Origin of the sequence: Micromonospora peucetia, from assembly GCF_900091625.1 — a bacterium.
Lineage (GTDB): Bacteria > Actinomycetota > Actinomycetes > Mycobacteriales > Micromonosporaceae > Micromonospora > Micromonospora peucetia.
This window is the reverse complement of sequence record NZ_FMIC01000002.1, coordinates 6,799,334-6,811,706: the sequence shown is the minus strand read 5'-3', so window position 1 is coordinate 6,811,706 and position 12,373 is coordinate 6,799,334. Positions and strand designations below refer to the sequence as shown.

Below are 12,373 nucleotides of genomic sequence, written 5' to 3'. Positions count from 1 at the left end.
ACCCCGCCACCCCCACGGGAGTCCAGTCATGTCCGAGGATCCGCCGTTCACCACCGTGGATGTCTGCATCGTGGGCGGCTGCGGCCGGGTGGGGCTGCCGCTGGGCATCGCCTTCGCCTCGCGCGGCCTGTCCGTGCTGCTGTACGACATCAACGCCGACGCGGTCGCCACGGTCAACGCGGCCACCCTGCCCTTCGCCGAACCCGGCGCGGCCGAGGCGCTCGCGGAGGCGGTCGCCGCCGGCCGGCTGCGGGCCACCACCGACCCGGCGAGCGTCGGCGTCTCCGAGCACCTCGTCGTGGTGGTCGGCACCCCGGTCGACGAGCACCTCAATCCGGACCTGGGCGCGGTGCCCCGGGCCCTGGAGCGCTGCGCCGAGCATCTGCGCGACGGGCAGCTCGTCGTGCTGCGCAGCACCGTCTACCCCGGGGTCACCGCGCTGACCGAGAAGCTGCTCGCCGGCAAGGGCATCCGCGCCGACGTGGCGTTCTGCCCGGAGCGGATCGCCGAGGGGCGGGCGATGACGGAGCTGTTCGCGCTGCCGCAGATCGTCGCCGCCCGTACGCCGGGGGCGCTGGCCCGGGCGGAGAAGCTGTTCCGGCACCTCACCGAGCAGATCGTGCCGCTCGAACCGGAGGAGGCCGAGCTGGCGAAGCTGTTCACCAACACGTGGCGCTACATCAAGTTCGCCACCGCCAACCAGTTCTGGATGATGGCCAACGACTTCGGGCTGGACTTCGCCCGGATCCGGCACGCCGTGGCGTACGACTACCCGCGCGCGGCGGACCTGCCGATGCCCGGGTTCGCGGCCGGGCCGTGCCTGTTCAAGGACACCATGCAGCTGGCCGCGTTCAACCGGAACAACTTCGTGCTCGGCCACTCCGCCATGCTGATCAACGAAGGGCTGCCGCTCTACCTGGTGTCCCGCCTGGAGGAGCGCTTCGACCTGTCCGAGCTGACCGTGGGCATCCTCGGCATGGCCTTCAAGGGCGGCAGCGACGATCCCCGGGAGAGCCTGGCGTACAAGCTGCGCAAGATCCTGGCGCTGAAGACCCGCGAGACGCTCTGCACGGACCCCCACGTGGTCGACGACCGGTTCGTCGACCTGGATGAGGTGCTGCGCCGGGCCGACCTGCTGGTCATCGCCGCCCCGCACGAGCAGTACGCCCGCCTGGAGACCGACAAGCCGGTGATCGACATGTGGGGCCTGACCGGGCAGGGGGTGCGGGTGTGAGGCCCCGGGTATCGGTGATCGTCCCGGTCTACGACGAGGGCGAGGCGATCCTGCGCTGCCTGGAGCGGATGCTCCGGGAGATGCTGCTGCCCGCCGAGGTGCTGGTCGTGCACGACATGCCCGAGGACACCACCGTGCCGTACGTCGAGGAGGTCGCCCGCACCGATCCGCGGGTACGGGCGGTGCTCAACACCTACGGCCGCGGTCCGGCCAACGCGATCCGGTTCGGCATCGACGCGGCGCTCGCCCCGGTCGTGGTGGTGACCATGGCCGACGGCTGTGACGACCCCCGCCAGATCGACGAGCTGGCCCGGCTGGTCGACCGGGGGGTGGTGGTGGCCGCCGCGTCCCGTTACATGCCCGGCGGCCAGCAGGTCGGCGGGCCCCGGCTGAAGCGGATGATGTCGCGCTGGGCGGGGCGCAGCCTCTACACCCTCGCCCGGGTCGGCACCCGCGACGCCACCAACAGCTTCAAGGCGTACGACACCACGTTCGTCCGCGAGGTGGGGATCGAGTCGCGGACCGGCTTCGAGATCGGGCTGGAGTTGACCGCGAAGGCGACCCGGCTGCGGCTGCCGGTGGCCGAGATCCCCACGATCTGGCTGGACCGGCCGCTGGGGGAGTCCCACTTCGACCTGGGTCGTTTCCTGCCCGGCTACCTGCGCTGGTATTTCTTCGCATACGGTCGACGGCTGAGTCGGGAGAAGCTGGCCGGGCGTGCCGCCCCGACCGGGGTCGTACCCGGCCAGCGCGACCCGCAGGGCAGCACCAAGTTCGAGAAGACCGCATAGGAGCGCACGTGGCGAAGGTCCTGGTAACTGGTTCGGCCGGCTTCATCGGCGGCTACCTCGTCTCCGAGTTGCTGGACCGGGGTCACGAGGTCGTCGGCATCGACGACTTCTCCAAGTACGGCCCGGTCACCCACAGCTATGACGAGCACCCCCGGTTCCGGTTCGTCGAGGGCGACGCCCGGGACGCGGACCTGCTCACCGAGCTGCTCGACGGCTGCGACCACCTGGTCGCCGGAGCGGCGATGATCGGCGGCATCTCCTACTTCCACGCGTACGCCTACGACCTGCTCGCCACCAACGAGCGGATCATGGCGGCCAGTTGCGACGCGGCGATCCGCGCCCACCGGGACGGCCGACTGGTGAAGGTCACCTACCTCTCCTCCTCGATGGTCTTCGAGTCCACCGGGCACTGGCCGAGCCAGGAGGGCGACGAGCGCCGCATCCCGCCGCCGCTGTCGTCGTACGGGTTCCAGAAGCTGGCCGTGGAGTACTACGCCCGGGCGGCCTGGGAGCAGTACCAGATCCCGTACACGATCGTGCGGCCGTTCAACTGCGTCGGCATCGGGGAGGGGCGTGCGCTGGGCCAGGCCGAGGTGCTCTCCGGCAACGTCAAGCTGGCCATGTCGCACGTCGTGCCCGACCTGGTGCAGAAGATCGTGAAGGGGCAGGACCCGCTGCACATCCTGGGTGAGGGCAACCAGGTCCGCCACTACACCTACGGCGGCGACCTGGCCCGGGGCATCGCCACGGCGATCGAGCATCCGGCGGCGCACAACGAGGACTTCAACCTCTCCACGGCCGAGTCGACCACGGTGCTGGAGCTGGCCGAGCTGATCTGGCGCAAGATCAAGGGACCGGACGTGCCGTTCCGGTACGTCTCCGACGATCCCTACCAGTACGACGTGCAGAAGCGGGTGCCGGACGTGACCAAGTCCCGGGAGGTGCTCGGCTTCACCGCGACCACCTCGCTGGACGAGATGCTCGACGAGGTGATCCCGTGGGTGACCCGGGCAGTCCAGGAGGGCCGCCTCTGACCGCCCCCGCCCCTCCCACCCCGCGTCCCCCCACCCCGCCCCACTCCAACCCACGCGTCCCCCCACCCGCCCCTCCGCGCCGTCCACCCCGCCCCTCCGCGCCGTCCCCCGCCCTCTCCCGCGCCGTTCCCCGCCCTCTCCCGCGCCGTTCCCCGCCCTCTCCCGCGCCGATCTTGCACTTTCTGCCCGGGCGAATGGGGTGTTCCGTCGCATATCGGGGGCGCAAGCTGCAAGATCGGCGCACGTGGAGCATGGTGCGGGCGTGGGCGTGGGCGTGGGGCGGGCGTGGGCATGGGGCGGGGTGAAGGGGGGTGAAGGGGGTGGGGTCATGGTCATGCGGGTTGCTGTATGAACTTGCAGAAGGGGATCTTCGTTTGTTAGCCTTCGCTGCATAGTCATGCGGAGGTGGGAATGAGTATCCGAGTCGCGGTCGCCGGGGCGAGCGGTTACGCCGGGGGCGAGCTGATCCGCCTGGTCGCCGGGCACCCGGAGTTCGACCTGGTCGCCGCCACCGCGCACAGCCAGGCCGGGCACCGGCTCGACGTCGTACATCCGCAGCTGGCCGGCCTGGACATGGTCCTCGGCGAGACGGACGCGGCGACGCTGGCAGACGCGGACCTGGTCTTCCTGGCCCTGCCGCACGGCCAGTCGGCGGCGCTGGCAGCCCAGCTTTCGCCTGAGGTCCGCGTCGTCGACCTCGGCGCCGACCACCGCCTCGCCGACCCGTACGCCTGGGCCAACTACTACGGCGGCACGCACGCCGGCCCGTGGACCTACGGCCTGCCCGAACTGCCCGGCCAGCGGGAGCTGATCGCCGGCGCCACCCGGGTGGCGAGCACCGGCTGCTACGCCGCCGCGATCATCCTGGCCCTCGCCCCGCTGATCGCCGCCGGCGCCGCCTCCCCGGCCGACGTGGTGGTCGTCGCCGCCTCCGGCACCTCCGGCGCCGGCAAGGCGGCCAAGCCGCACCTGCTCGGCAGCGAGGTGATGGGAGACCTGTCGCCCTACCGCGTGGGCACCCACCAGCACGTCCCGGAGATCAAGCAGGCCACCGGCGCGACCGGCCTGTCGCTCACGCCGGTGCTCGCACCGATGCCCCGGGGCATCCTCGCCACTGTGACCGCCGTGCCGGCCCGGGGCGTCGACCCGCGGGCGGTGCTCGCCGAGGCGTACGCGGACTCGCCCTTCGTGCACGTCCTGCCGGAGGGGGCCTGGCCGCACACCGCCGCCACCCTCGGCTCCAACTCGTGTCACCTACAGGCCACGGTCGACGTCGACTCGCGCCGGATGATCGTGCTCAGCGCGCTGGACAACCTCGGCAAGGGCGCCGCCGGCCAGGCCGTGCAGAACGCCAACCTCATGTACGGCCTTCCGGAGACGACGGGCCTGTCCGTCTGGGGGATCGCACCGTGAGCGCGAGGAGCGCAGCGCAGCGGAGCCCCGCAGTCGCGAACGAAGGAGCAGGATCGGTGAGCGCGAGGAGTGCAGCGCAGTGGAGTCCCGCAGTCGCGAACGAAGGAGCATTGCTGTGAGTGTCACGACTCCGCGGGGGTTCCGGGCGGCCGGGGTGGCCGCCGGGCTCAAGGCCAGCGGCGCGAGCGACATCGCGCTGGTCGTCAACGACGGCCCGGATGCCGGCGTCGCGGGCGTGTTCACCGCCAACAGGGTGAAGGCCGCGCCGGTGCTCTGGACCCAGCAGGTGGTGCGCGGCGGCGTCGCCCGCGCCGTGGTGCTCAACTCCGGCGGCGCCAACGCCTGCACGGGGCCGGCCGGGTTCCAGGACACCCACGCCACCGCCGAGCACACCGCCGCCGCGCTCACCTCGGCCAGTCCGCGGCTGATGCTCGGCGCCGCCGACGTGGCGGTCTGCTCGACCGGCCTGATCGGCGAGCGGCTGCCGATGCAGAAGCTGCTCCCCGGCGTACGCTCGGCGATCCGCCGGCTGTCGCGCGACGGCGGCCCGACGGCCGCCGAGGCCATCATGACCACGGACACCCGGCCCAAGACCACGGTGGCCCGGGGCAGCGGCTGGACCGTCGGCGGCATGGCCAAGGGCGCCGGCATGCTCGCCCCGGCGATGGCCACCATGCTCTGCGTGCTGACCACCGACGCGGTGGCCGGGCCGGAGGCCCTCGACGCCGCCCTGCGCGAGGCGTGCCGGGTCACCTTCGACCGGATCGACTCCGACGGCTGCATGTCGACCAACGACACGGTGCTGCTGCTGTCCAGCGGCGCGAGCGGCATCGCGCCGACCGGGGCCGAGTTGACGGCCGCGGTCACCGCCGCCGCCCACGACCTGGCCCAGCAGCTCATCGCCGACGCCGAGGGCGCCACCAAGCAGATCGCCATCGACGTCGTCGGCGCGGCGAGCGAGGAGGACGCGGTCGAGGTGGGGCGGTCTGTGGCCCGCAACAACCTGGTCAAGACCGCACTGTTCGGCAACGACCCGAACTGGGGCCGGATCCTCGCGGCCGTCGGCACCACCGCCGCCGCGTTCGAGCCCGACGGCATCGACGTCGCGGTCAACGGAATCTGGGTGTGCCGCTCCGGCGCCGCGGCCGAGGACCGGTCGAAGGTCGACCTGACCGGGCGGGACGTCACCCTCCGGATCGACCTGCACGCCGGTGCCGCCGAGGCCACGATCTGGACCAACGACCTGTCCCACGCGTACGTGCACGAGAACTCGGCCTACTCGACATGAGCCTCTCCACCGACGTCACCCGTGCCCAGGTCAAGGCGGCCACGCTGATCGAGGCGCTGCCCTGGCTGGCCCGCTTCTCCGGCTCGACCGTCGTGGTCAAGTACGGCGGCAACGCCATGATCGATCCCGAGCTCCAGCGGGCCTTCGCCGCCGACATGGTCTTCCTGCGCTACGCCGGCCTCCGGCCGGTCGTGGTGCACGGCGGCGGCCCGCAGATCTCCGCCATGCTCGCCCGGCTGGGCATCGCCAGCGAGTTCCGGGGCGGCCTGCGGGTCACCACCCCGGAGGCGATGGACGTGGTCCGGATGGTCCTGGTCGGCCAGGTGGGCCGGGGACTGGTCGGCCTGATCAACGCCCACGGCCCGTTCGCGGTGGGTCTCTCCGGCGAGGACGCCGGGCTGTTCACCGCCGTGCGGCGGCCCGCGTACGTGGACGGGCAACCGGTCGACGTCGGGCAGGTGGGCGACGTCGAGTCGGTCGACGTCTCGGCGGTCAGCGACCTGATCGCGGCCGGCCGCATCCCGGTGATCTCCACCGTGGCGCCCGACGCCGACGGGGTGCTGCACAACCTGAACGCCGACACCGCCGCCGCCGCGCTCGCCGTCGCCCTCGACGCCCGCAAGCTGGTCGTCCTCACCGACGTGCCGGGCCTCTACGCCGACTGGCCCGACACCTCCAGCCTGGTCAGCGAGATCACCGTCGACGAGCTGGCGGCGCTGCTGCCGTCGTTGGAAAGCGGCATGGTGCCCAAGATGGAGGCGTGCCTGCGGGCGGTGCGGGACGGGGTACCCGCCGCGCACGTCGTCGACGGTCGGGTCGCCCACTCCACGCTGCTGGAGGTCTTCACCTCGGAAGGATTCGGAACCATGGTCGTGAGCGCGAGGAGTGCGGGAGCGGAGCGACCAAGCCCCGCAGTCGCGAACAGGGAGGGCTCCGTGAGCGCGAGGAGTGCGGGAGCGGAGCGACCAAGCCCCGCAGTCGCGAACAAAGAGGACTCCGTGAGCGCGAGGGCCGTCTCCACGAGCCCCGCAGTCGTCAACCAGGAAGGCACGGTCGCCGGATGAGTACGCTCGTCGAGCGTTGGGCGCAGTCCATGATGGACAACTACGGCACGCCGCCGCTCGCCCTCGTCTCCGGCGCCGGCGCCGTCGTGGTCGACGACGCCGGCCGGGAGTACGTCGACCTGGTCGGCGGCATCGCGGTCAACGCCCTCGGTCACGCCCACCCGGCCGTGGTGGCGGCCGTGTCGAAGCAGGTCGCCACCCTCGGGCACGTCTCCAACCTCTACGTCGCCGAACCGCCGGTGGCCCTGGCCGAGCTGCTGCTGGCTCTGGCCGGGCGGCCCGGGCGGGTCTTCTTCGCCAACTCCGGCGCGGAGGCCAACGAGGCGGCGTTCAAGCTTTCCCGGCTCACCGGCCGCTCGCACGTGGTCGCCACCCGGGGCGGCTTCCACGGGCGGACCATGGGCGCGCTCGCCCTCACCGGCCAGCCGGCCAAGGCCGATCCGTTCCGTCCGCTGCCCGGTGAGGTGAGCCACGTCGACTACGGCGACGTGGCGGCCCTGGAGGCGGCGGTCACCGACGCCACCGCCATGGTGATCCTGGAGCCGATCCAGGGGGAGAACGGCGTGGTCGTCCCACCGGCCGGCTACCTGGCCGCGGCTCGTCGGATCACCGCCCGGCACGGCGCGCTGCTGGTGCTCGACGAGGTGCAGACCGGTGTCGGCCGTACCGGGCACTGGTTCGCGCACCAGGCCGAGGGGGTCGAGCCCGACGTGGTGACCCTGGCCAAGGGGCTCGGCGGCGGCCTGCCCATCGGCGCCTGCCTGGCCTTCGGCCGGGCCGCCGAACTGCTCGCCCCCGGCTCGCACGGCACCACCTTCGGCGGTAACCCGGTGAGCTGTGCCGCCGCCCTCGCGGTGGTGTCGACCATCGCCAGCGAGGGGCTGCTCGACCACGTCAAGCGGGTCGGCGAGCGGCTGCGTCGGGGGATCGAGGCGCTCGGCCACCCGTTGGTCGACGGCGTACGTGGCGCGGGCCTGCTGCTCGGCGTGGTGCTCGCCGCGCCCGTCGCGAAGGTGCTCGCCGAGGCACTGCGGGAGACCGGTTTCCTGGTCAACCCGGTGCAGCCCGGCGTGGTGCGGCTCGCCCCGCCGCTGATCCTCACGGCCGCCCAGGTCGACGCCTTTCTGGCCGCTCTCCCGGCCGCCCTCGCCGCGGCGTCCCCGGCTGCTGCGGGCGCTGCCCCGACCGCTACCGGTGTGATCCCGGCCGGCGTTGTCCGCACCCCCGGCGCTGCTCCGGATCTTGGTGAGAAACGGCCCCTGGAGGGGCCAGAAGTCACCAAGATCTCGACGCCGCCCATCGGGGCCGCGACGCCGACGCTGAGTACGACGGAGACGAACGCATGATCCGGCACTTCCTGCGGGACGACGACCTGACCCCCGCCGAGCAGGCGAACGTGCTCGACCTCGCGGCCCGGATGAAGGCCGACCGCTTCGGCCACCGGCCGCTGGCCGGGCCACGGTCGGTGGCGGTGCTGTTCGACAAGCAGAGCCTGCGTACCCGGTTCTCGTTCGACGTCGGCATCGCCGAGTTGGGCGGGCATCCCCTCGTGGTGGACACCCAGGTCACCCACTTCGGGCGGGGTGAGACCCTGGCCGACGCCGGCCGGGTGCTGTCCCGCTACGTCGCGGCGATCGTGCTGCGTACCCACGGCGACGACCGGATCGCCGAGGTCGCCGACGGCGCCACCGTGCCGGTGGTCAACGCGCTCACCGACGGCTTCCACCCCTGCCAACTCCTGGCCGACCTGCTCACCGTGCGTGAGCACTGCGGCGGCACCATCGGCCGGACGCTGGCCTACGTCGGCGACGCCGCGAACAACCTGGCCCATTCTTACCTGCTGGCCGGCGCCACCGCCGGGATGCACGTCCGGGTCGCCGGGCCGGCCGGCTTCGGCCCCGACCCGGAGGTGGTCGCCCGCGCCGAGAAGATCGCCGCCAGCACCGGGGGTTCGGTGCGGGCGCTGACCGACCCGGTCGCGGCGGTGGCTGGCGCCGACGTGGTCGCCACGGACACCTGGACCTCGATGGGGCAGGAGGACGACGGGCTGGACCGGATCACCCCGTTCCTGCCCTACCAGGTCAACGCCGCGCTGCTCGGGCACGCCGCACCCGATGCCGTCGTGCTGCACTGCCTGCCCGCGCACCGGGGCGAGGAGATCACCGACGAGGTGCTCGACGGCCCGCAGAGCGTCGTGTTCGACCAGGCGGAGAATCGGCTGCACGCCCAGAAGGCGCTGCTGACGTTCCTCCTCGGGGCCGCCTCCGCCGCCCCGGACGCGGCGGCGCCAGCCGTCGCCGCGACCAGGGAGACACCATGACCGCCCCGCTGACCCGCGCCGCCCGGCACGGCCGCATCGTCGAGCTGATCCGGGAAAAGGCGATCCACTCGCAGACCGAGCTGGCCGACCTGCTCTCCGGCGACGGCGTCCAGGTCACCCAGGCCACCCTGTCCCGGGATCTCAAGGAGTTGGGCGCGGTCACCGCGCGCGGCGGCGACGGGCGGGCCGTCTACGTGATCCCCGAGGACGGTCACCGGCCGTTGCGCGACGCCGAGGCGGCACCGGCCCGGCTGGTCCGGCTGCTGCACGAGCTGCTCAACGGGGTCGACGCCAGCGGCAACATCGCCGTGTTGCGCACCCCGCCGGGCGCTGCCCAGTACCTGGCCAGCGCGTTGGACCGAGCGGGCCTGCCCGAGGTCGTCGGCACCATCGCCGGCGACGACACCATCCTCGTCGTGGCCCGTGAGGCTGTCGGCGGGGCCGCGCTCGGCGACAAGCTCGCCGGCTGGGCCCGCCGGGAAGAGAACGTCGAAGGGAACACCTCACCATGACCGAGCGGGTCGTTCTTGCGTACTCCGGAGGGCTCGACACCTCCGTGGCCATTCCGTACCTGGCCGATCAGACCGGCGCCGAGGTGATCGCGGTGGCGGTCGACGTCGGGCAGGGCGGCGAGGACCTCGACGCCATCCGGCAGCGCGCCCTGGACTGCGGCGCGGTGGAGTCGGAGGTGGTCGACGCGCGCGACGAGTTCGCCGCCGAGTACTGCCTGCCGGCCATCCGCGCGAACGCGCTCTACATGGACCGCTATCCGTTGGTGTCCGCGCTGTCCCGGCCGCTGATCGTCAAGCACCTGGTGGCCGCGGCCCGCAAGCACGGCGGCACCATCGTGTCGCACGGCTGCACCGGCAAGGGCAACGACCAGGTCCGTTTCGAGGTTGGCCTGGCCGCGCTCGCGCCCGACCTGAGGATCGTCGCGCCGGCTCGGGACTTCGCCTGGACCCGGGACAAGGCGATCGCCTTCGCCGAGGAGAAGGGGCTGCCGATCGACGTGTCGGCGAAGTCGCCGTACTCCATCGACCAGAACCTGTGGGGCCGTGCAGTCGAGACGGGCTTCCTGGAGGACATCTGGAACGGCCCCGTCGAGGACCTGTACTCGTACACCTCCGATCCGGCGCAGGAGCGCGACGCCGACGAGGTCGTGATCACCTTCGACGCCGGCGTGCCGGTGGCGATCGACGGCGAGACCGTCACCCCGTACCAGGCGATCCTGGAGCTCAACCGGCGTGCGGGCGCCCAGGGCGTCGGCCGGCTCGACATGGTCGAGGACCGCCTCGTCGGCATCAAGAGCCGCGAGGTGTACGAGGCGCCGGGCGCGATCGCGCTGATCACCGCCCACCAGGAGCTGGAGGCGGTGACCGTGGAGCGGGACCTGGCCCGGTTCAAGCGCGGCGTCGACCAGCGCTGGGGCGAGCTGGTCTACGACGGCCTCTGGTTCTCCCCGCTGAAGTACTCGCTGGACGCGTTCATCGACGACGCGCAGCGGCACGTCACCGGCGAGGTGCGGCTGGCCCTGCACGGCGGCCGGGCCACCGTCACCGGGCGGCGCTCCGAGGCGAGTCTCTACGACTTCGGCCTGGCCACCTACGACACGGGGGACACCTTCGACCAGTCCCAGGCGAAGGGCTTCGTGCAGCTCTGGGGCCTGCCGAGCAAGATGGCCGCCGCGCGGGACGCCCGGCTGGGAGGCTTCTGAGCATGGCAACGACAATGGACGGCGTGGACGACAAGAGCCTGACCGAGAACAGCGCCGCCACCAACCGCACCAGCCTGTGGGGCGGCCGGTTCGCCGGCGGCCCCGCCGAGGCGCTGGCCCGACTGTCGGTGAGCGTGCAGTTCGACTGGCGGCTGGCCCCGTACGACATCGCGGGTTCCCGGGCGCACGCCCGGGTGCTCGCCGGAGCCGGCCTGCTCGACCCTGAGGAGCTGGGCCGGATCCTCGCCGCCCTGGACGACCTGGAGGCGGCCTGTGCCTCCGGGCAGTTCCGCCCGACCATCGACGACGAGGACGTGCACACCGCCCTGGAGCGCGGTCTGCTGGAGCGCCTCGGCAGCCTGGGCGGGAAGCTGCGTGCCGGCCGGTCGCGTAACGACCAGGTCGCCACCGACCTGCGGCTCTACCTGCGTGACCACGCCCGGGGCGTGGCCGGTCGGCTGGTCGAGCTGGCCGAGGCACTGGTCGAGCAGGCCGAGCGGCACGTGGAGACCGCCGCGCCCGGCATGACGCACCTCCAGCACGCCCAGCCGGTCACCTTCGGGCACTGGCTGCTGGCCCACGTGCAGCCGATGCTGCGGGACCTGGAGCGGCTGCGCGACTGGGATCACCGGACGGCGGTCAGTCCGCTCGGTGCGGGCGCGCTCGCCGGTTCCGGCCTGCCGCTGGACCCGGTGGCCGTCGCCAAGGAACTGGGCTTCCGTACGTCCTTCGCCAACTCGATGGACGCCGTCGCCGACCGGGACTTCGTCGCCGAGTTCCTGTTCGTGACGGCGATGATCGGGGTGCACCTGTCCCGCCTCGGCGAGGAGGTGGTGCTCTGGACGTCGCACGAGTTCGGCTGGGTGGAGCTGGACGACTCCTTCGCGACCGGTTCGTCGATCATGCCGCAGAAGAAGAACGCGGACATCGCCGAGCTGGCCCGGGGCAAGTCCGGCCGGCTCGTCGGCGGGCTGGTGAGCGTGCTCACCATGCTCAAGGGCCTGCCGATGTCCTACGACCGGGACATGCAGGAGGACAAGGAGCCGGCCTTCGACGCGGTCGACACCCTGGAGCTGCTGCTGCCGGCCCTGGCGGGGATGATCTCCACGATGACCGTACGGGCCGACCGCCTGGTCGCCGCCGCGCCGGTCGGCTATTCCCTCGCCACCGAGGTCGCGGACTGGCTGGTCCGTCGGAACGTGCCGTTCCGTGACGCACACGAGATCACCGGCCGGCTGGTGGCGCTCTGCGTGGCCCGGGACTGTGCGCTGGACGAGGTCTCCGACGCCGACCTGTCGGCCGTCAGCGAGCACCTCGACCCGTCGGTGCGGGATGTGCTCTCGGTCCGGTCGGCGCTCGCCGCCAGGACGACGCCCGGCTCGACCGGCCCGGGCCCGGTGGCCGACCAGCTCGCCACCGCCGCCGACCAGCTCGTCGGCTGGCGGGAGTGGGCCGCCGAGGTGGTCGTGCCTCGCTGAGCCTGCCGAGTCCCGCGCGGCGCCGCCGGCGCCGCGC

Annotated in this window: 11 protein-coding genes; all 11 read left to right on the top strand. The window is 72.6% G+C overall.

Going from position 1 to position 12,373, the window contains the following annotated elements; genetic code table 11:
• Positions 1–28 precede the first annotated feature (28 nt).
• The 11 genes from GA0070608_RS29725 to argH all read left to right on the top strand — a co-directional run bounded on the left by GA0070608_RS29725 (position 29) and on the right by argH (position 12,336).
• Positions 29–1,234 (top strand): nucleotide sugar dehydrogenase, encoded by a 1,206-nt coding sequence (locus GA0070608_RS29725; protein WP_091632819.1) that lies wholly within the window; start codon positions 29–31, stop codon positions 1,232–1,234.
• Entirely contained in the window at positions 1,231–2,025 is a 795-nt protein-coding gene (locus GA0070608_RS29720; protein WP_245716022.1) for a glycosyltransferase family 2 protein, read from the top strand. The genes GA0070608_RS29725 and GA0070608_RS29720 overlap by 4 nt, the downstream gene beginning before the upstream one ends.
• Positions 2,026–2,033: 8 nt before the next feature.
• Positions 2,034–3,059 carry an NAD-dependent epimerase/dehydratase family protein gene (locus tag GA0070608_RS29715; RefSeq protein ID WP_091632816.1) on the top strand — a complete coding sequence of 342 codons (1,026 nt, stop codon included), beginning with the start codon at positions 2,034–2,036 and terminating at the stop codon, positions 3,057–3,059.
• Between the two features lie 411 nt (positions 3,060–3,470).
• The gene (gene argC, locus GA0070608_RS29710; RefSeq protein ID WP_091632813.1) at positions 3,471–4,472 is read left to right on the top strand and encodes an N-acetyl-gamma-glutamyl-phosphate reductase; all 1,002 of its coding nucleotides are present in this window, start codon (positions 3,471–3,473) and stop codon (positions 4,470–4,472) included.
• Between the two features lie 115 nt (positions 4,473–4,587).
• Positions 4,588–5,760, top strand: a complete 1,173-nt coding sequence (gene argJ, locus GA0070608_RS29705; protein WP_091632809.1) for a bifunctional glutamate N-acetyltransferase/amino-acid acetyltransferase ArgJ — start codon at positions 4,588–4,590, stop codon at positions 5,758–5,760.
• Positions 5,757–6,824, top strand: coding sequence for an acetylglutamate kinase (gene argB / locus GA0070608_RS29700; RefSeq protein ID WP_091632805.1), 1,068 nt, complete (start codon positions 5,757–5,759; stop codon positions 6,822–6,824). The genes argJ and argB overlap by 4 nt, the downstream gene beginning before the upstream one ends.
• Complete coding sequence (locus GA0070608_RS29695) at positions 6,821–8,170, top strand: acetylornithine transaminase (RefSeq protein ID WP_245716021.1); 1,350 nt, start codon at positions 6,821–6,823, stop codon at positions 8,168–8,170. Before argB ends, GA0070608_RS29695 begins: the two co-directional genes overlap by 4 nt.
• Positions 8,167–9,144 carry an ornithine carbamoyltransferase gene (argF, locus tag GA0070608_RS29690; RefSeq protein ID WP_091632801.1) on the top strand — a complete coding sequence of 326 codons (978 nt, stop codon included), beginning with the start codon at positions 8,167–8,169 and terminating at the stop codon, positions 9,142–9,144. The genes GA0070608_RS29695 and argF overlap by 4 nt, the downstream gene beginning before the upstream one ends.
• Positions 9,141–9,656 (top strand): arginine repressor, encoded by a 516-nt coding sequence (locus tag GA0070608_RS29685; RefSeq protein WP_091632798.1) that lies wholly within the window; start codon positions 9,141–9,143, stop codon positions 9,654–9,656. Before argF ends, GA0070608_RS29685 begins: the two co-directional genes overlap by 4 nt.
• On the top strand, positions 9,653–10,858 hold the full coding sequence (locus tag GA0070608_RS29680; protein ID WP_091632795.1) for an argininosuccinate synthase: 1,206 nt from the start codon (positions 9,653–9,655) through the stop codon (positions 10,856–10,858). Before GA0070608_RS29685 ends, GA0070608_RS29680 begins: the two co-directional genes overlap by 4 nt.
• A gap of 14 nt (positions 10,859–10,872) precedes the next feature.
• Entirely contained in the window at positions 10,873–12,336 is a 1,464-nt protein-coding gene (gene argH, locus GA0070608_RS29675; RefSeq protein WP_091632792.1) for an argininosuccinate lyase, read from the top strand.
• The last annotated feature ends 37 nt before the right edge of the window (positions 12,337–12,373 follow it).

What these genes read in the sequence shown, in the direction of transcription:
- GA0070608_RS29725 (WP_091632819.1), top strand. Translation starts at nt 29, where the DNA reads ATGTCCGAGGATCCGCCGTTCACCACCGTGGATGTCTGCATCGTGGGC.
- argC (WP_091632813.1), top strand. Translation starts at nt 3,471, where the DNA reads ATGAGTATCCGAGTCGCGGTCGCCGGGGCGAGCGGTTACGCCGGGGGC.
- argB (WP_091632805.1), top strand. Translation starts at nt 5,757, where the DNA reads ATGAGCCTCTCCACCGACGTCACCCGTGCCCAGGTCAAGGCGGCCACG.
- GA0070608_RS29695 (WP_245716021.1), top strand. Translation starts at nt 6,821, where the DNA reads ATGAGTACGCTCGTCGAGCGTTGGGCGCAGTCCATGATGGACAACTAC.
- argF (WP_091632801.1), top strand. Translation starts at nt 8,167, where the DNA reads ATGATCCGGCACTTCCTGCGGGACGACGACCTGACCCCCGCCGAGCAG.
- GA0070608_RS29685 (WP_091632798.1), top strand. Translation starts at nt 9,141, where the DNA reads ATGACCGCCCCGCTGACCCGCGCCGCCCGGCACGGCCGCATCGTCGAG.
- GA0070608_RS29680 (WP_091632795.1), top strand. Translation starts at nt 9,653, where the DNA reads ATGACCGAGCGGGTCGTTCTTGCGTACTCCGGAGGGCTCGACACCTCC.
- argH (WP_091632792.1), top strand. Translation starts at nt 10,873, where the DNA reads ATGGACGGCGTGGACGACAAGAGCCTGACCGAGAACAGCGCCGCCACC.